We start from the raw sequence: 15,803 nt of genomic DNA on the forward strand, positions 1-15,803 counted from the left end.
TTTCGGGCCGGTCTTTTTCTACACTGTCAGGGTGAAATCAGTTCAGGAACTAATTCATTCGCACCCTCATTGGTCCGCTGTGGAGTCAATCTACCACACTCTGCAGGCCCATGGCTACAAGGCCTTTTTGGCCGGGGGCTGTGTGCGCGACGCGCTTCTGGGGATTCAGGCCAATGATTTGGATGTGGCCACGGATGCCACACCAGAGCAGATTGAAGCTTTGTTCAAAAAGACCGTCAATGTGGGAAAAAGTTTTGGCGTGATGCGGGTTCTGGTGGAGGGGGCCGACATTGAGGTGGCAACCTTCCGCAACGACGGTGCCTATCTGGATGGGCGACGACCCGAGTCCGTTGTTTTCTCTACACCGATGGACGATGCCCAAAGACGGGACTTTACTGTGAATGCCCTGATGTATGACCTTTCAACGGATCAGGTCTTGGACTATGTCGGCGGGCAGGCGGACCTGAAGGCGGGTATTTTGCGAACCGTGGGAGATGCTGAAGGGCGTTTTTTAGAAGATCACCTTCGCTTGTTGCGGGCCGCGCGCTTTGCCGCGCAATTAAATTTTGTAATCGAAGATAAAACCACTCAGGCGATGACTCGCATGGCGGCCCTGGTTCGGAAGGTCAGTGGCGAGCGGATCCGCGACGAAATGAATAAACTTTTGAAAACCCAGGCCGCGCAACGGGGGCTGGAAGTCATGGTGCAAACCGGATTGATGCGGGAACTGTTTGCGTTCCGGGTGCGCGATAATTCCTGGTGGTCATGCTCTTTGGTTCAAGAGTCCTGGCAATCCCTGGCGCTCTTTGTGCGCAAAGCTGATTCAGTGGAAATGGAGCAGGCTCTGGACCTACTGAGACTGTCCAGTCGCGAAAGACGATGTATCGAAGATTCTTGGGGTGTGTGGCAGGATGCCCTCGCCCTTTTAAACCTGAATATGGGTAAAAAACTGCAAAAGATGACCCGCGACGGAGTGGTGTTTGCGTTGCGAGTTCTACTCTTGGAGTCCCAGCATGTGGCTCAGATACAAGAGCTTTTTGCTCAGTGGGACTTGTGGCAAAGGCAGCTGCCTCGGCCGTTTTTAAACGGTGAGGATGTAAAGGGTTTGTTGACCGGCAAGGCGATTGGCGACTGTCTGGAGCGGGCCTTTGAACTGCAGTTGGAAAGATCGCTGCAAAGCCGTGATGAGGCCTTGCAGTGGTTAAAGACGTATTTAAAGAAAGAAGTATGATGACAGAGGCATATGTTCCCAGCACTTGGAGAAGGCTTTTTGCCTACAGTGTAGATCAACTGGTGGTCTTGCCATTTTATCTGCCGTTTGTTGGTGTGTTTTTTAGGCTCTTTTTTTCGGATGATGAGGTTCTGGTCAGCCTGAACCAGTTGCTGGTGCTTTATTTGATCCCTGCAGTTTATGAATGTGTCTTTCTGATTCTGATGCAGGCCACGCCGGGGAAGTGGCTGATGGGATTGAAAGTTGTGCCTTCGCAAAACTATACCGAGAAACTGCATTGGTCCCAGTGTCTGTTGCGTCCCCTGGTGGGGCGATTGAGTTTCTTCTTTTCCGCGGCGGTGTATGCGGTGGCTTTTTTCCGCTATGATCGCACGCATCTGTGTGACTGGGTGGCGGAAACGCGGGTGGTGCAGGGGAAGCCCCGTCCCCGAAAAGCTCAGATCCGCTGGATCCTGGGCACCTTGGTGGTTCTGCTCTATGTCTATGAGGGGATGGTGTCTGCGGAAATGGTTCTGAAATCCATCAAATGGTCGGAAGGTCAGGCGGACCTGCGTGAGGTGTTTGATCTGCAGGACTACGTCGACGTCAGCTTTGAATAGTCTTCGCAGTACGCAGGATCAGGCTGCGGGTTTCCACTTTTTGAACAGAGATGTTGTCAGTAGCAGATCCACTTCGCCACTGCCACTCATGGCAGCATCGCGAAGGTCGGCAATGGCTTGGTTGGCCGTTTTGGCTTTGTGATTTTCCTGCAGGGCCGTCATCTCATGGAAACGATAGGCAAAGCCCAAAAGTTTACCCAATTCTGAAATGTCGCCCCCCTGAAGTTTTTTGGGGAAGCCCTGACCGTTGGTGCTTTCACGGTGCTGGCCAATGGCTTCGGCAATTTCCAAAGGCAAAGGTACTTTCTTGGCTTTCACCATGTTGACTGAGCGCTCGGGATATAGATGATATTCGGCCATTTCTTCGTCGCTGTATTGGCTCAGCGGCTTGCAGCCGACGCTGGCAGGAAGTTTGGACAGTCCAATGTTGTGCAGAAGTCCTGCAATGGCGGCAGATTCACGTTTTTCCGCTGGCCACCCCAGAAGCTGGGCAAAGTAGGCCGCATAAGCGGACAGGCAGATGCAATCGTGATAGAGTGTGCGGTTGTTACCTGAGAAGCGGGAGATTTCATCGAAAATTTCATGCACGCTCAGGTCCTTGGTCAGCTCAAAGTCTGCCACGATGGATTTGCATTTCTCCAGAATTTCTTTGCCTTCTGAATAATCCGTGGCAGATCCGCTCAGGAATTGTGCCATGATCTGATAGATCACCTTTTTCGAACGATGGAACTTTTCGGTCATTGAAATTGGAAACGGTACATTACGCATGCTCATCACTGTGCGTGCGTACTCAAAGAACTGGTTCATCTGGGTTTTCTTGATGTACATCTGCTGGCGCAGGTTTTTGAACTTATCCAGATGCTTTTGATCCACGACATCCCCAGCTCTTCGCATCAGGACCGAGCGATGGTTGGCGGGTAGATGGACATAGACATCAAAGTTGATCTGAGTGTCGGCATCCATGTCACGCAAATCCACGGGCATCAGGGCCGTGATCGGGATTTGATCGCCTTCCATATTGATGGGGGCCAGTTGTAGAACCATGTCCGAAATGAATTCGCGATCGAAGTTGATGTGCATGATCTGATCCGCACCGTTTTTCTTCAGAACCTCGAAATCCAGCGGAGCCAGCGAAGAATGCAAAACGATCACCGGGCAGTCCGGAAAATTCATTTTGGTGGATTGAATCCATTCGCTGGTCAGGTTGGTTCCATCCTGTCCGTCAATCAGAGCCAGGATAGGAGAAAAGCCGTCAGAACTGTCGTGATCCAGGGCTTCTTCGATGGCGCGAAAATGCTTCAGCTGATAGGGATAGTAGCCCTTCAGGGTGGCGGTGATGGTTTCCCAGAAGGAGTCACGGGGACTCCCGATGAGAACATCAACCGTCTTGCCTGAAGTGGAACTCATTGTTGTACCGAAATCTCGACGTAGAATGTGGAGCCGTTAGTCAGGTTAAAAGGGATCACCAGGGTCGCGCCTTTGTCAGCGTGGGTGATTTTGAAATCACCGGAGATGACAGTCGGAATGGCCATTTCAAAATTATAACCTAGTTGGTTCAGCGTTGTTTTGGCGGAACCATAGATCATATTGGTCATCTCACCCACGGCATCGGAAACATCGCCATTGATGGCGGTGTACTTTTCACCCAGCATATTTTCCAGAATGTGGAAGATGCTGTCTTTGCCATAGGAAATCAGCAAAGTGCCTTTCAGTGGGGGTGCCACCATACCGACCATGCCGGCAATTTCCCCTTTGAGCACAAATTGAGGCTCAATGAAGGGTTTGCCTGGCGAAGCGTCTGTCTGCGCCATGGTCTTAAGGGTTTTGATAACGCCATCAACAAAAGCGTTGATCAGACGTTTATCGAACAGGGGATTGAGAGCCTCTACTTTTGGTGCAGCAGACATTGAATTCTCCTGGGCAAAGGCTTAGGAAGCTTTGGCCTGAGTTGAAGGGTTGTGTTTAGCCCAAACGCGCTCCATCTTTGCTTTCAAAGTCGCTGAGTTGAAAGGCTTTACGACATAGTCCGACACACCGGCTTTGGCAGCCTCAAGAATGTGCTTTTGTTCAGACTCTGCTGTCACCAGCATGAAAGGCACAGACTTAGTGCGGGGGTCGGCTTTGCAGGCTTTCAAAAGGTCGATGCCCTGCATTCCTGGCATATTCCAGTCCGAAATAATGAAGCCGTAAGGCTGTCCTGCATCATGAGCGGCCTGGATCATCGGCAGGGCGGTTTTACCGTCGTCAGCCTCCTCAACATTGGTGTAGCCCAGCTCATTTAGCACTTTTTTAATGATTTTTCGCATAGTTGCGAAGTCATCAACGACCAAAAACTTTGTATTTGTGGGAAACATAATATCTCCTGAAGGTTGTAAACTATGTAAAATCCTCATGCTTATCGGTCTAGTTTTTTAAAACTAGAGTCCAAAGCTATTGCGATTTTCAGTTTTTGTTGTCAGACTTTATTACAGGTGGTCGAGGCTACTTTTGGACATGAGTCCTGGGTGGCGTTGAAGGTTTAGACGGATTTAAAAACTAAAAACAATTAGCGGGAGGGAGCAAGGATGCTCAGAGATGTCCTGATTCAAAAAGGTCTTTCAAATAGAGAGGCAGAAGTTGCTGAACTTGTGTCTAAAGGCTTGTCCAACAAGGAAGTTGCGAACCAGCTTTTTGTAACTGAGAAAACAGTTAAATTTCACCTCACAAACATCTACAAAAAAATGAATGTGAAGTCTCGTGCACAGTTGATCGTATGGTGCTTGCCTCACCTTGGCTTTGTTGAAAGCGAAATTCGCGCTGAAAACAACAACCAAAGTGCAGCTGCCGCGACTGCATTCAACAACAACGCAACTCAAACGATCCCAGCTGGATCTGCGACAGTTGCAGGTACTACGACTCTACCAGGTGGCGGTTTGAACCGTGGCGGTAATTCCGATATTGGTATGGGCGGCATCTAATCTTTATTGATTAGATTGACTCTAAGGCGCAGGATGTGGAGACACAGACCTGCGCTTTGTTTTTTTAGAAAGGGGCTGCACCTTGGCTGACGCAAAACCTGTATCCCAATCTCAAGTGGTCATGACCCAATTGGTTCTTCCTTCCCATACCAACTCTCTGGGAAGCGTCTTCGGCGGAACGATCATGTCCTGGATCGACATCTGTGCCGCTATCTGCTCGCAAAGACACTGTAATAAGGAAACTGTCACAGCCAGTATTGACCGACTGGACTTCGTGGCGCCTGTCTATAAGGGATGGGTGGTGAATTTGAAGGCCAGTGTGAACTACACGTCCCGCACTTCCATGGAGGTCGGGGTCAGGGTGGATGCAGAGAACCCCAAGACAGGAGAGACTTTCCACACAGCTTCCGCCTACCTGACTTTTGTGGCTTTAGGTTCGATGGGAAAACCCACGGCGGTTCCAGCTTTGATTCTGGAAACTGACGACGACAGACGTCGCTTTGAGCAGGCAAAAAAACGTCGCGAAGTCCGACTGCAAAACAAAGCAAAATAGGCTGTGACGCCAGAGAATCAAGCCAATCCATTCGGGAAGCTTGCCAGCACCAGTCCAATGGTGCAGGCGACGTTAGGCTTTAACTGGTCTCAGACTGAGCTGGGGCCCATTGAAAAGTGGGATGCCGGCCTTATCAATTCCTTGCGCATTCTTTTTAGTTGTCCTGTTGGGATGTACTGCACATGGGGACCTCAGCGCCGTGTGTTTTACAATGACGCCTATATCCCCATTTTAAAACATCGCCATCCACACGCTTTGGGGGCGGCACTTCATGACGTGTGGCCCGAGGTTTGGGATCAGGTGCATGCCATCGTCAGACAGGTCGAGGCCGGAGGGAATGTCTTAGAATCCGATGTGCAGTTTGATATCGAAGTCGACGGTAAACCCCAGGGAAACTATTATACCTACGGCAATTCCCCGCTGTTTAATTCTGAAGGAAAAATTTCGGGAATGCTTTGCACGATTCTGGATACGACAACATCGGTGCTGCGAAATCGTGCAGCCGACGAAATTTTAGCTCGTTCCAATCAAGAGGTTCGGGCAGAACGCAGGAAGTTGCGTTCTATTTTGGAAAAAGCTCCGATTGCCATGGCTGTTGTGGAGGGGCCTGAGCATCGTTTTACGATGACGAATCATCTTTACCGCGAGCTGTTCCTGGGCGGGCGTGATGTCCAAGGGCAAAGGATCAAGGATTTATTTCCCAAGATGGAAGAACTCCAGGTTCTGGCACGACTTGATGAAACCTATCAGACGGGAAAAATCTTTGAAGCACAGAATTTTGAAATTCATGATCGTCGTGTTGACGGTGAAGAGATTTCGATCTTTGTCGATTTTGTCTTTCAGCCCATTTACGATGTGAACGATCAAATTGAGGGCCTTGTCCTGGCTATTAATAATGTCACCGATCGGGTGATGGCAGAACGTGCTCTGCAGTCTGCCAAGGTTGCTGCTGAAAATGCGAATCATGCAAAGTCAGCCTTTCTGGCGAATATGTCCCACGAAATTCGCACTCCTTTGGGCGTGATCCTTGGGTTCTCGGAAATCATCGGAACTCAGGATCTGGAGCCGGAAGAAAGAGAAAAGTATAGCGAGATCATTCATCGTAATGGTTTGTCGTTGACTCGGATCATCGATGATATTCTGGATTTATCCAAGATTGAGGCTGGTAAGTTTGAAATCGACATGGCTCCGGTAAGGCTTAAGAAGTTGGTTCAGGAAGTCCTGACCATGTTCTTGGATCATGCCTCCAGAAAAAATATTTACCTGAATTTCGATCTGGCCGAGATTGCGGATTTGGTTGTTGTTTCCGACGCGGTCCGAATCCGTCAGGTGTTGGTGAACCTGATAGGCAATGCGATTAAATTCACCTCGGAAGGTTCTGTAAAAATTTTGGGGCGTGTTGAATCCGTGAATGCAACACGCAAGAAGGTTGTCTTTGTCATAGAGGATACTGGTATTGGCATGACGCAAGAACAGGCGGATCGATTGTTCCAGCCGTTCACGCAGGCGGATATCACCTCGACCCGTCGTTTTGGTGGCACAGGCCTGGGGCTTGCACTATCCAGAAATCTGGCACATGCCCTTGGGGGTGACGTCAGGATCGTTCGCTGTGAACCGCAAAAGGGCAGTGTCTTTGAATTTACTTTTCAAGGTGAAGATGCAAATGCTGTCGTCCCCAGGGGCATTGTCGAGACTTCGGCTGTCATAAAGCAAAGCCCATTTGCGGGCATCAAGGTGCTGGCCGTCGACGATTCGTCGGACAATCGGGAATTCATTAAACGAATCCTGAGTCATTCGGGGCTTGAAGTCTATGAGGCTGAAAGTGGCGAAGAAGCCCTTCAGCAGTCACTAAAACAGCATTATGATCTTGTTCTACTGGATATTCAGATGCCAGGATTGGATGGGTATGGCACGTTGTCAGAACTTCGCAGATCAGGTTTTCAGGGGCCTATTATCGCCTTGACCGCCCATGCGATGAAGGAAGACAAAGAGCGCACTTTTGCAGCGGGATTTGCTGACCATTTGACGAAGCCCATTGATTCGAAGACTCTTCTGCGCGCCATTCAGTCACATCTTAAAAGGATGTAAAGCGGGCGAGGGGTGCGGCAGTCTATTTGCAAAGAACTTCGATCCAGCGAAGAGCTTCTTTGGCGTCAGTCGTCAGCTCTGCGCCGTCCTCTTTTCCCAGGCTGTTACTTGAGCGCACGGCTTGGGCCGACTGTTCGCATCGAATTGCGTCCTTCTTTTTTTCAGCCGCAAGATCAAATGCCGGGTCCAGGGTGTACAGGAAGCGGGAGACTTCATTTTCGTGTTCGCCGCCGCCCAGAGGACTTTCTTTTTCGTATTGATCCAGAGTCTTTTCAAGCGACGCCTTTAGTTTTCCCAACAAAAGCGCACGCTTGTTTTTGTCGGGCTCTTTTTCGGCCTTGCTGATCAAAATTTGGGATTCTCTGGTGAAATCAGCCCGCACTTTGAGTCCGGCCCAAGTGGGTTGAACAAAGAGCAGAGCGCAGGCCAGGGCTATTGCACGCATGTGTCCCCCTTGATGGCACTCTTGCTGTGTTTTTCTTTTTGTTCAGGTTGCAGAACATCCAAAAGTTCTTCCATTTTCTTTTCAGTGGACTTCAGATAGTCGCTGGCCCCTTCGATCTTGGCGCGAGCCTCGCCGGGAGGAGTGTTGTTGTTGATGCGAAGCTGGCGTATGAGGGTCTTGGCGCCGCTAGGTCCATCGGGTCCGTAGGCGTGCAGTGTGAGGTAGTTCAGCACCTCGGCGTTGTTGGCCAGTTTGCTGGCGCGTTTTTCCAGGGCTGGTTTGATCACTTTGTCGCGCACATGCACATAATAGCCCAGGCCATAGATCAGGCTGCGCGCCAATCCCTTGTCCGGAGAAACCCACGTGCAGTAGTTTTTAGTGGCGCCACCGTGAGCTGGAGGCGTTTGCAGGTCTTTCTGAAGAATGCTTTTGAAGGCAGCACAGGCGGGATGAGAGCTATTCATCAGATCTTCTAAAATATAGGAGGCATTGCCTTTGATGAATTGACCGTTTTTGGTGTATCCGGCGATGTCCTTGACGGGATCTGAAACCAGTTGCCCGATGCCAACGCCACCAGGATAGGCGATGTAAAAGTTAAAGGCCGTTTCATTGTTGATCTTTTTCAGAATAATGCGCGGATCAATCGGCATTCTTCCGTCCGAGATGCAGGCCGTGGCTTTGTTAATCGCAAAATGCAGGAAGTCCACTGTGGTGCGGTTCAGGCACGGTGCGGAACTTCCGGAGTTGGAAAACTTCTTGGGCTGACCATTCAGGCAGCTATAGCCATTGTTGCCGGGTTCGCGTTGCAGAGAAGCCTCGATGCAGGTTTTCTTTATCTGGGGAACTGAAGTGCGGGACAAGGTGCTTGCCAGACTGGTGAGAGTGCCTTTGACCGCTTTTGTTCCCGATGAGCCCGTCGGTTCACATGCAGGATTTTTTCGTTCGGCCTGAAAAGCCGCATAAAGGGCATCTTTAGAGCTGAGCAGGGCGCGGTTGATGTCCTGGTTCGTCAGTCCGCGTGTATCACCCTTGTCATTCACGCAAATGGGCGTGTTGGCCAGCCCCGTCGCTGCTCCGCTAAAAATGCTGAAGATAATAAGAAGGGCCCAGTGTCTCACTTCAGGGCTTATCGGACCAATTGTGGAAAAAATAAGTTAAAAATAAAAAAATCCCAGGACCTTCATCCTGGGATTTAAAAGGAAGTGATCCTTAAGAGTCGGTGAGCTACTTCACCAGATACTCTTTCCAGCGATTCAGCAGTGAAGGTGTGAGTTGCGTGTAGCAGACCGTTCCTTCGGTGGCAGTTTCCTTGCGCAGGATCTGGGCTTCGCGTCCCAGATCGAAGATTTTGTATTCTTCTGATCTTGGGAAATAAAGCTGAACATCCTGTTGCATCTCGCTCACGATCTGCGCCATTAGTTTTTTCAACTGTTCCATGCCTTGTCCGGTCAGCGCGCTGACAAACACGCGGGGATAGGCTTTGACTCTAAATTGTCTTTCCAAAGGTGCGATATCACTTTTGTTAAAGACGTGAATAATCTTTTTGTCCTGCCAGTTGAATTCCTTAATCAGCTCTTCAACCACTTCAATTTGTCGTTCCATATTGGGAGAAGACAAATCCACGACATGCAGTAAAACATCGGCCTCAGAGGACTCTTCAAGTGTTGCTTTAAAGGCTTCAATCAGCTGTGTCGGCAGTTTGCGGATGAATCCCACTGTGTCGGTGACGACGGCGGGCGGGCCATCGGGCAAAAAGATCTTACGTGTTGTCGGGTCCAGGGTGGCGAAGACCTGATTTTTGGTCATCACTTGGGCACCGGTCAAACGGTTGAGCAAAGAGCTTTTTCCGGAGTTGGTGTAGCCGATCAGCGCAAAGGACGGGATCTCGTGACGACGACGAGATTGCCTGTGTTGCGCGCGGTTTTGGCGCACACTTTCAAGTTTTTTCTTAATAAGTGCCACGCGTTCCCGGATGCGACGACGGTCGTTTTCCAGGGCTGTTTCCCCGGGCCCACGAGTTCCGATACCGCCCCCTTGACGAGACAGGGAGTCCAACCAGGCGCCGACGTTGCGGGGCATTTGATCCAGCAGCTGTGCAAGTTCCACTTGAAGTTTTCCTTCAAAAGTCTGCGCACGCTGAGCAAAGATATCCAAGATCAGCTGATTGCGGTCAATCACGCGGGCTTTGACGATCTGCTGAAGATTTCGCTGTTGAACCCCGGAAAGCTGATGGTCCATCACCACAATGGTGGCACCACTGTCGCGAACCATTTCGGCCACTTCCTCGACCTTGCCGGTTCCGATCAGGGTCGCGGGATTCCACTGCGGCAGAACTTGAATAAGAGATCCTACGATTTCTCCGCCTGCGGCAGAAACCAGCTCTTCAAGTTCCAGCAGATTTTCTTTGATTTCAGTAAGGGGTTCGGTCTTCAGACCGACACCAATGACGATGGCTCTATCCTGGTCTTTTACATGGGCTTGATTATTCAATCAGGAAAACCCTCCCTTGGTCTTAATTTTAGCACGGTCGCACAGGCTCACAAAGTTAAATTTTGTACTAACAACGAAAGCAGGCCGCCCCCAAGAATCAGAGCCGCACTGGGAAGGCGCCGAGCCAGCAAAAGCAGACTTAGCAAGAATAAGGTCCAGCTGAAAAATCCGGTGAGTGTCCCCGCAGCCAGGGAAATAAAGACCGAAATCAGAAGCCCCACGGACACGGCCACCACGCCTTTTAAAAAACGTTGAAGCCAGTCGGAACTTTCCAGACGACGATGCAGAACGATGCTAAGAGCCACGAATCCAAAGGCCGGAAGGAAAATGCCCAAAGTGGCAACAACGGCGCCCCAAAGGCCTTGCACCAGGTAGCCTATGAAGGTGGCTGTGGTGAAGACCGGACCCGGCGTGAATTGGCCGACGGCCACGGCATCCAGCAGTTGGGTTTGTGTGATCCAGCCGCGCTTTTCTAAAAGTTCTGTTTGCAAAAAGCTGAGCAGGACATAGCCGCTGCCAAAAAGAACGGATCCGATTTTAAAGAACACCCAAAAAAGTGGAGCCAGATTCCACAGCCGTTTTTCCGGAGAAAGAATCAGCCACGCCAGCGCGCCCCCGACAAAAAGCAGCGGAATTTCAGAAGTGCCGCGCTGGTGCATTGCCACGGTCAAGCCCACGGCGGACGCCATAAAAAGGGAGGCTCTTGTTTTTAAATCTTTAAAGTGAAGAAGTTCGCGGTAGGTTCTTTTGTCAAAAAGGTTCAGGGCAAATCGTCCCAGAGCCTGAAGGATGATGGCCAGGATGACCGCCTTGGCTCCCAGTAGGAAGGATTCTGTTTCAGGGAGTTTTGCATAAAGACTGTAAAAGTGCGCCAAGGTCAGAACAATCAAGAAGGCGGGCAGAATAAAACAGACACCGGCAATCCAGAATCCCCTCCAGCCATCACGGCGATAGCCGATATGAATGGCAAGTTCGGTAGAGTTCGGACCGGGGATCAGATTGGCCAGCGCCAGCAGTTTTAAAAAGTCCTCACGCGAGATCCACTGCCTGCGGTGAACAAACTCTTCTTCCATCATAGAAATATGAGCTGCGGGGCCGCCAAAAGAGGTGGCCCCCAACTTCAGAAAAAGTCCGGCAAGCTCTGATGCAGAGCCGGTCTGACTATTTCTTTTCACGGTTCTTCAGAACTTCCTTGATGAACTGCGCTTCCAATGCGGTGAAGACCACGGAGTTTACGATGCCATCCACGGTCGTCGTTCTTTGCAGAACGTTGGCGGATCTGCGAATGCCCGTCAGGAAAGGTCCGATCACTTCCACTTTTCCAACCTGCTGGATCAGTTTGTAAGTAATGTTGGCTGATTCCAGATTCGGGAACACCAGCACGTTCGCGCCACCTTTCAGGCCTGAGAACGGGAACAGTCTTTCCATGATCTCAGGATTCACGGCTGTGTCGGCTTGCATATCACCTTCAACCATAAGGTCCGGGCGGATTTCACGCACAAGTTCCGCCGCACGTTTCATTTTCTTAGGTGTGCCGTCAGCGCCGCTAAAGTTAGAGTAGCTCAACATCGCAACCCGCGGCTGGATGCCGAAGTATTCCACAATGCGTGCAGCCTGCAAGGCAATCTGCGCACACTGTTCAGCTGACGGGTTGAAGTTCACGGTCGTGTCTGCCAGAACCAGGAACTTGTCTTCCAAAAGAACAAAGTTCAAGCCCGCCGGAACACCGTCTTTGTAAGTGCCAATGGATTGCAGGATGGGACGAACTGCATCTGCATAGTTGATGGAAGCGCCACTAACCATGCCGTCAGCATCGCCCATGCGAACCATCATGGCAGCAAAGTGATTAGGGTCCGCCATCAGTCGTTCGGCTTCACTCAGGTTGACACCTTTACGCTGTCTCAAAGAATAAAGCTTCTCTACGTAGGAATAATACTTCGGATAAGAAGACGGGTGGATGATCGTCACATCTTTCAGCAGTGGAACATCCAAAGCGTTGATTTTTTCTTTCACGCGGTCTGGATAGCCCAAAAGAATCGGCTGGCAGATTCGTTCTTCAACCAAAGTGGCCAGCGCCTTTAAAACTTTGGTGCTGGTACCTTCCGGGAAGACGATGCGTGGCAGTTCGCCGCCGTTGGCATCAGCGTTCTGGTGCACGCGGTTGATCGCAGAGCGGATGAAAACTTTGGATGGACCTTGCAAAGCCTCCAAGGTTTCAAGGTAAGAATCCCAGTCTTCAATTGCACGCGTCGCCACGCCGGACTTCATCGCCGCTTTCGCCACTTCCGGAGCCACACGCAAAAGCACACGTGTATCGAACGGTTTTGGGATCAGATAGTCGCGACCGAACTTAAAGCTTTTGCCGCCGTAAGTGGCAGAAACTTTGTCCGGCACATCTTCGCGCGCCAGTTTTGCCAAAGCATGAACTGCGGCGAGCTTCATCTCTTCATTGATCTGGGTGGAACGCGTATCCAAGGCCCCACGGAAAATGGACGGGAAGCCAAGAACATTGTTCACCTGGTTCGGATAGTCCGAACGGCCCGTGGCTATAATGGCATCCGGACGGGCTGCGCGGGCTTTGTCTGGAGTGATTTCCGGCTCTGGGTTGGCCATGGCAAAGATGATAGGATCTTTGGCCATATCCTTCAGCATTTCCGGAGTTAGGGCACCCGCCACGGAAAGGCCGACAAACACGTCAGCACCGCGCAAGGCCTCGGAAAGTGTGCGCACTTCAGTTTCCGCTGCGAAGAACTCCTTGTACTTGTTCATGCCCGCCGTGCGGCCTTTGTAGATCACCCCTTGAGAGTCGCACATGATGATATTTTCACGACGTGCGCCCAAGGCGATGAAAATGCGCGCGCAAGAATTCGCAGAAGCACCGGCCCCATTGACGACGATACGAATGTCTTCCATTTTGCGATTTGTAATCGCGCAGGCATTTAACAGCGCTGCCCCGGAAACAATCGCGGTTCCGTGCTGATCGTCATGGAAGACAGGGATGTTCATTTCTTTTTTCAGGCGCTCTTCAATTTCAAAGCACTCGGGAGCTTTGATATCTTCCAGATTGATACCACCGAAAGTGGGTTCCAAAACACGAACGGCATTACAGAAGACATCCACATCTGTCGCTGCCACTTCGATATCGAAAACATCAATGCCGGCAAATTGTTTGAACAAGATGCCCTTGCCTTCCATCACCGGTTTTCCGGCAGCAGGGCCGATGTTGCCAAGACCCAGAACAGCAGTCCCGTTGGAGATTACCGCCACCAGATTGCCTTTTGAGGTGTAATCATAAACTTTGGAAGGATCTTTTGCGATAGCCTTGCAGGGAGCGGCCACGCCCGGGGAATACGCCAAAGAAAGATCTTTTTCCGTCGCACAGGGCTTGGATGAGATCACCTCAATTTTCCCCGGTTTGCCCTTCTGGTGATAGGCCAAAGCTTCTTGATCGAAGTTCGTCGTGCCGGTTTTGATATCGTTTTTCGTTTCCAAGGATGCTCCTTTTTCTTGCCCGTTTGTCGGGACAGTTGCCAGGCTCCCACAGAGAAGGATTTTGCGACCCATTTCAATGGGTTAGGGGGAGTCCAGTTACAAGTGCCTTTACTCTACCGAGGGGGGCTAGGTGGGTCAATGAATGGGCTGATTGGCGCAGCGAGCCTTGTTCGTAAAAAAAAATCTATCAGAGCGAAAAGTGCTCGCTTTTAGAGCAGAATTTCTAGTTCTGACCGAAAAGCCCGCAGGGACGCGCCTTTCCCGTGCCTAGACCAATAGTCTGCAGAGTTTTGCTTCGGGCTCCGACCCAGATGGGCCCCTTTTACTATTTGGTGGAACTGCCGAAAAGACATATCATTTTAATGGGTTATACAACTAAGGAGTCAGTTGATGAAATCACCACGTGATGTTGTTCTTGTAGAAGGTCTGCGTACACCTTTCGCAAAAGCGGGAACAAAACTTAAGAAAGTCCACCCAGCAGAGCTGGGTAAAGTTGCACTGAAGCAAGTGATCGCCAATACAAATCTGGATGTGAATCTTGTGGATGAAGTGATCATTGGCAACACGGGTAATCCTGCCGATGCAGTCAATATCTCTCGCGTGGTGGCGTTGAATGCCGGCATCCCTTTGAAGACGTCCGCTTACACTGTGCACCGCAACTGTGCTTCCGCGTTGGAATCCATTTCCAACGGCTATGAAAAAATCAAATCTGGTACCATGGATGTGATTGTTGCCGGGGGTACGGAGAATATGTCTCAGATGCCAACGCTTCCTCCGAAGAAGTTCCAGGAAATTTTTGAAAAGTTGTTTGCGGCAAAAGGCCCGAAGCAGGCCCTGCCTCTTTTGTGGTCCCTGTTTAAAGCCGATATGAAACAGATCAAGGCTTTGCTTTCTGGAAACATGAAAGATGAATACTTCCCGGTGATCTCTGTGATGATGGGTCTGACAGATCCTTTCGTCGGTATCAATATGGGTCAGACAGCCGAAATTCTGGCGAAAGAATGGGGTCTTTCCAGAGAAACTCAAGACAAGTTTGCTCTGCGTTCTCACTTGCTGGCGTCCAAAGCCATGAAAGAGGGCCGCATGCGTGAAGAGATTGCTCCGGTTTATCTGGCTCCTGAATATAAAGAAGTAATCTCTGAGGATATCGGGCCTCGTGAAAGTCAGACGCTTGAGGCTTTGGCGAAATTGAAACCATTCTTCGATAAGGCGACAGGCTCCATCACAGCCGGAAATTCCTGCCCGATCACTGACGGGGCGGCGATGGTGCTTTTGATGTCCCGTGAAAAGGCCGAAGCTTTGGGTTATAAGCCGCTGGCAACCATCCGCTCTTATGGATTTGCCGGACTGGAGCCAGAACGCATGGGCTTGGGCCCGGTGTACTCTTCACCTGTGGCGTTGAAACGTGCGGGATTGACGATGAAGGATATCGGCCTGGTGGAGCTGAATGAAGCCTTCGCCGCACAAGTTCTGTCCTGCCAAAAGGCATTTGATTCTGACAAATTTGCTCAGGAAAAACTGGGATTGTCTTCCAAAGTCGGGGAAATCCGTGATGAGATTCTAAATGTCAACGGTGGAGCGATTGCACTTGGTCACCCCGTGGGCGCGACGGGAACTCGTATTGTTCTGACTTTGGCCAAAGAAATGAAACGCCGAAATACGCAGTTTGGTTTGGCGACTTTGTGTATTGGTGGTGGTCAAGGCGGATCCATGATCCTTGAGAACGAGGGCTAAAAGAAGCTCTCGGTCCCGCGGCCTCTGGGGCTGGAGCCCGGCTCCGAACTCAGTGGCTGCGAACAGTCCTCGCGGACGCCATCCCGTTTGGATGAGCTGCTGCGGAACTTGCCTCTGAGCTCGGCCCCAGGCTCCAGCCCCAGAGGCCGCGGAAGAGATTTCTTCTCTGTTCACAAGGACTGATGGTTGGTGTTTTAGATTTAGAATGTTTTTA

14 protein-coding genes are annotated in these 15,803 nt (G+C 50.7%); 6 read left to right on the forward strand and 8 right to left on the reverse strand.

Annotation, left to right across the window (positions count from 1 at the left end; all coding sequences use genetic code 11):
* Positions 1 to 31: 31 nt before the first annotated feature.
* Positions 32 to 1,231, forward strand: coding sequence for a CCA tRNA nucleotidyltransferase (locus tag ACZ5ZZ_RS07830; RefSeq protein WP_464142151.1), 1,200 nt, complete (start codon positions 32 to 34; stop codon positions 1,229 to 1,231).
* Entirely contained in the window at positions 1,228 to 1,830 is a 603-nt protein-coding gene (locus tag ACZ5ZZ_RS07835) for an RDD family protein (protein ID WP_464134931.1), read from the forward strand. The genes ACZ5ZZ_RS07830 and ACZ5ZZ_RS07835 overlap by 4 nt, the downstream gene beginning before the upstream one ends.
* Positions 1,831 to 1,848: 18 nt before the next feature.
* On the opposite strand, the gene ACZ5ZZ_RS07840 is transcribed toward ACZ5ZZ_RS07835, so the two are convergent.
* Genes ACZ5ZZ_RS07840 through ACZ5ZZ_RS07850 form a run of 3 tightly spaced genes read right to left on the reverse strand, consistent with a single transcriptional unit; the run spans position 1,849 to position 4,184 of the window.
* The gene (locus ACZ5ZZ_RS07840) at positions 1,849 to 3,237 is read right to left on the reverse strand and encodes an HD-GYP domain-containing protein (protein ID WP_464134933.1); all 1,389 of its coding nucleotides are present in this window, start codon (positions 3,235 to 3,237) and stop codon (positions 1,849 to 1,851) included.
* Complete coding sequence (locus ACZ5ZZ_RS07845; protein WP_464121025.1) at positions 3,234 to 3,737, reverse strand: chemotaxis protein CheX; 504 nt, start codon at positions 3,735 to 3,737, stop codon at positions 3,234 to 3,236. The genes ACZ5ZZ_RS07840 and ACZ5ZZ_RS07845 overlap by 4 nt, the downstream gene beginning before the upstream one ends.
* A 21-nt stretch (positions 3,738 to 3,758) precedes the next feature.
* Positions 3,759 to 4,184, reverse strand: a complete 426-nt coding sequence (locus ACZ5ZZ_RS07850; protein WP_464121026.1) for a response regulator — start codon at positions 4,182 to 4,184, stop codon at positions 3,759 to 3,761.
* Between the two features lie 210 nt (positions 4,185 to 4,394).
* Between ACZ5ZZ_RS07850 and ACZ5ZZ_RS07855 the strand changes: the two genes are divergently transcribed.
* The 3 genes from ACZ5ZZ_RS07855 to ACZ5ZZ_RS07865 all read left to right on the forward strand — a co-directional run bounded on the left by ACZ5ZZ_RS07855 (position 4,395) and on the right by ACZ5ZZ_RS07865 (position 7,428).
* Positions 4,395 to 4,787 (forward strand): helix-turn-helix domain-containing protein, encoded by a 393-nt coding sequence (locus ACZ5ZZ_RS07855; RefSeq protein WP_464121027.1) that lies wholly within the window; start codon positions 4,395 to 4,397, stop codon positions 4,785 to 4,787.
* Between the two features lie 121 nt (positions 4,788 to 4,908).
* On the forward strand, positions 4,909 to 5,340 hold the full coding sequence (locus ACZ5ZZ_RS07860; RefSeq protein ID WP_464121404.1) for an acyl-CoA thioesterase: 432 nt from the start codon (positions 4,909 to 4,911) through the stop codon (positions 5,338 to 5,340).
* Between the two features lie 3 nt (positions 5,341 to 5,343).
* Positions 5,344 to 7,428: a response regulator gene (locus ACZ5ZZ_RS07865; protein WP_464142153.1), complete on the forward strand. Its 2,085-nt coding sequence runs from the start codon at positions 5,344 to 5,346 to the stop codon at positions 7,426 to 7,428.
* Positions 7,429 to 7,450: 22 nt separating this feature from the next.
* Here the strand turns inward: ACZ5ZZ_RS07865 and ACZ5ZZ_RS07870 are convergent, their stop codons facing one another.
* From ACZ5ZZ_RS07870 to ACZ5ZZ_RS07890, 5 genes are all read right to left on the reverse strand, one after another.
* Positions 7,451 to 7,873 (reverse strand): hypothetical protein, encoded by a 423-nt coding sequence (locus ACZ5ZZ_RS07870; protein WP_464142155.1) that lies wholly within the window; start codon positions 7,871 to 7,873, stop codon positions 7,451 to 7,453.
* On the reverse strand, positions 7,861 to 8,991 hold the full coding sequence (locus ACZ5ZZ_RS07875; protein ID WP_464142157.1) for a hypothetical protein: 1,131 nt from the start codon (positions 8,989 to 8,991) through the stop codon (positions 7,861 to 7,863). The genes ACZ5ZZ_RS07870 and ACZ5ZZ_RS07875 overlap by 13 nt, the downstream gene beginning before the upstream one ends.
* Before the next feature lie 106 nt (positions 8,992 to 9,097).
* A complete protein-coding gene (hflX, locus tag ACZ5ZZ_RS07880; protein WP_464121031.1) occupies positions 9,098 to 10,363 on the reverse strand; it encodes a GTPase HflX in 1,266 nt (421 codons plus the stop codon).
* Positions 10,364 to 10,410: 47 nt separating this feature from the next.
* Positions 10,411 to 11,538, reverse strand: coding sequence for a chromate efflux transporter (gene chrA, locus ACZ5ZZ_RS07885; RefSeq protein ID WP_464142158.1), 1,128 nt, complete (start codon positions 11,536 to 11,538; stop codon positions 10,411 to 10,413).
* Positions 11,525 to 13,855 (reverse strand): NADP-dependent malic enzyme, encoded by a 2,331-nt coding sequence (locus ACZ5ZZ_RS07890; RefSeq protein WP_464142160.1) that lies wholly within the window; start codon positions 13,853 to 13,855, stop codon positions 11,525 to 11,527. Before ACZ5ZZ_RS07890 ends, chrA begins: the two co-directional genes overlap by 14 nt.
* A gap of 390 nt (positions 13,856 to 14,245) precedes the next feature.
* On the opposite strand from ACZ5ZZ_RS07890, the gene ACZ5ZZ_RS07895 reads away from it, so the two are divergent.
* A complete protein-coding gene (locus ACZ5ZZ_RS07895) occupies positions 14,246 to 15,589 on the forward strand; it encodes a thiolase family protein (protein WP_464121034.1) in 1,344 nt (447 codons plus the stop codon).
* Positions 15,590 to 15,803: the final 214 nt, after the last annotated feature.

Source organism: Bdellovibrio sp. HM001, assembly GCF_055397275.1.

Excerpts from the sequence above, each read along its gene's own strand:
- ACZ5ZZ_RS07835 (WP_464134931.1), top strand. The coding sequence starts at position 1,228 with ATGATGACAGAGGCATATGTTCCCAGCACTTGGAGAAGGCTTTTTGCC.
- ACZ5ZZ_RS07840 (WP_464134933.1), bottom strand. The coding sequence starts at position 3,237 with ATGAGTTCCACTTCAGGCAAGACGGTTGATGTTCTCATCGGGAGTCCC.
- ACZ5ZZ_RS07845 (WP_464121025.1), bottom strand. The coding sequence starts at position 3,737 with ATGTCTGCTGCACCAAAAGTAGAGGCTCTCAATCCCCTGTTCGATAAA.
- ACZ5ZZ_RS07850 (WP_464121026.1), bottom strand. The coding sequence starts at position 4,184 with ATGTTTCCCACAAATACAAAGTTTTTGGTCGTTGATGACTTCGCAACT.
- ACZ5ZZ_RS07855 (WP_464121027.1), top strand. The coding sequence starts at position 4,395 with ATGCTCAGAGATGTCCTGATTCAAAAAGGTCTTTCAAATAGAGAGGCA.
- ACZ5ZZ_RS07860 (WP_464121404.1), top strand. The coding sequence starts at position 4,909 with ATGACCCAATTGGTTCTTCCTTCCCATACCAACTCTCTGGGAAGCGTC.
- ACZ5ZZ_RS07870 (WP_464142155.1), bottom strand. The coding sequence starts at position 7,873 with ATGCGTGCAATAGCCCTGGCCTGCGCTCTGCTCTTTGTTCAACCCACT.
- ACZ5ZZ_RS07895 (WP_464121034.1), top strand. The coding sequence starts at position 14,246 with ATGAAATCACCACGTGATGTTGTTCTTGTAGAAGGTCTGCGTACACCT.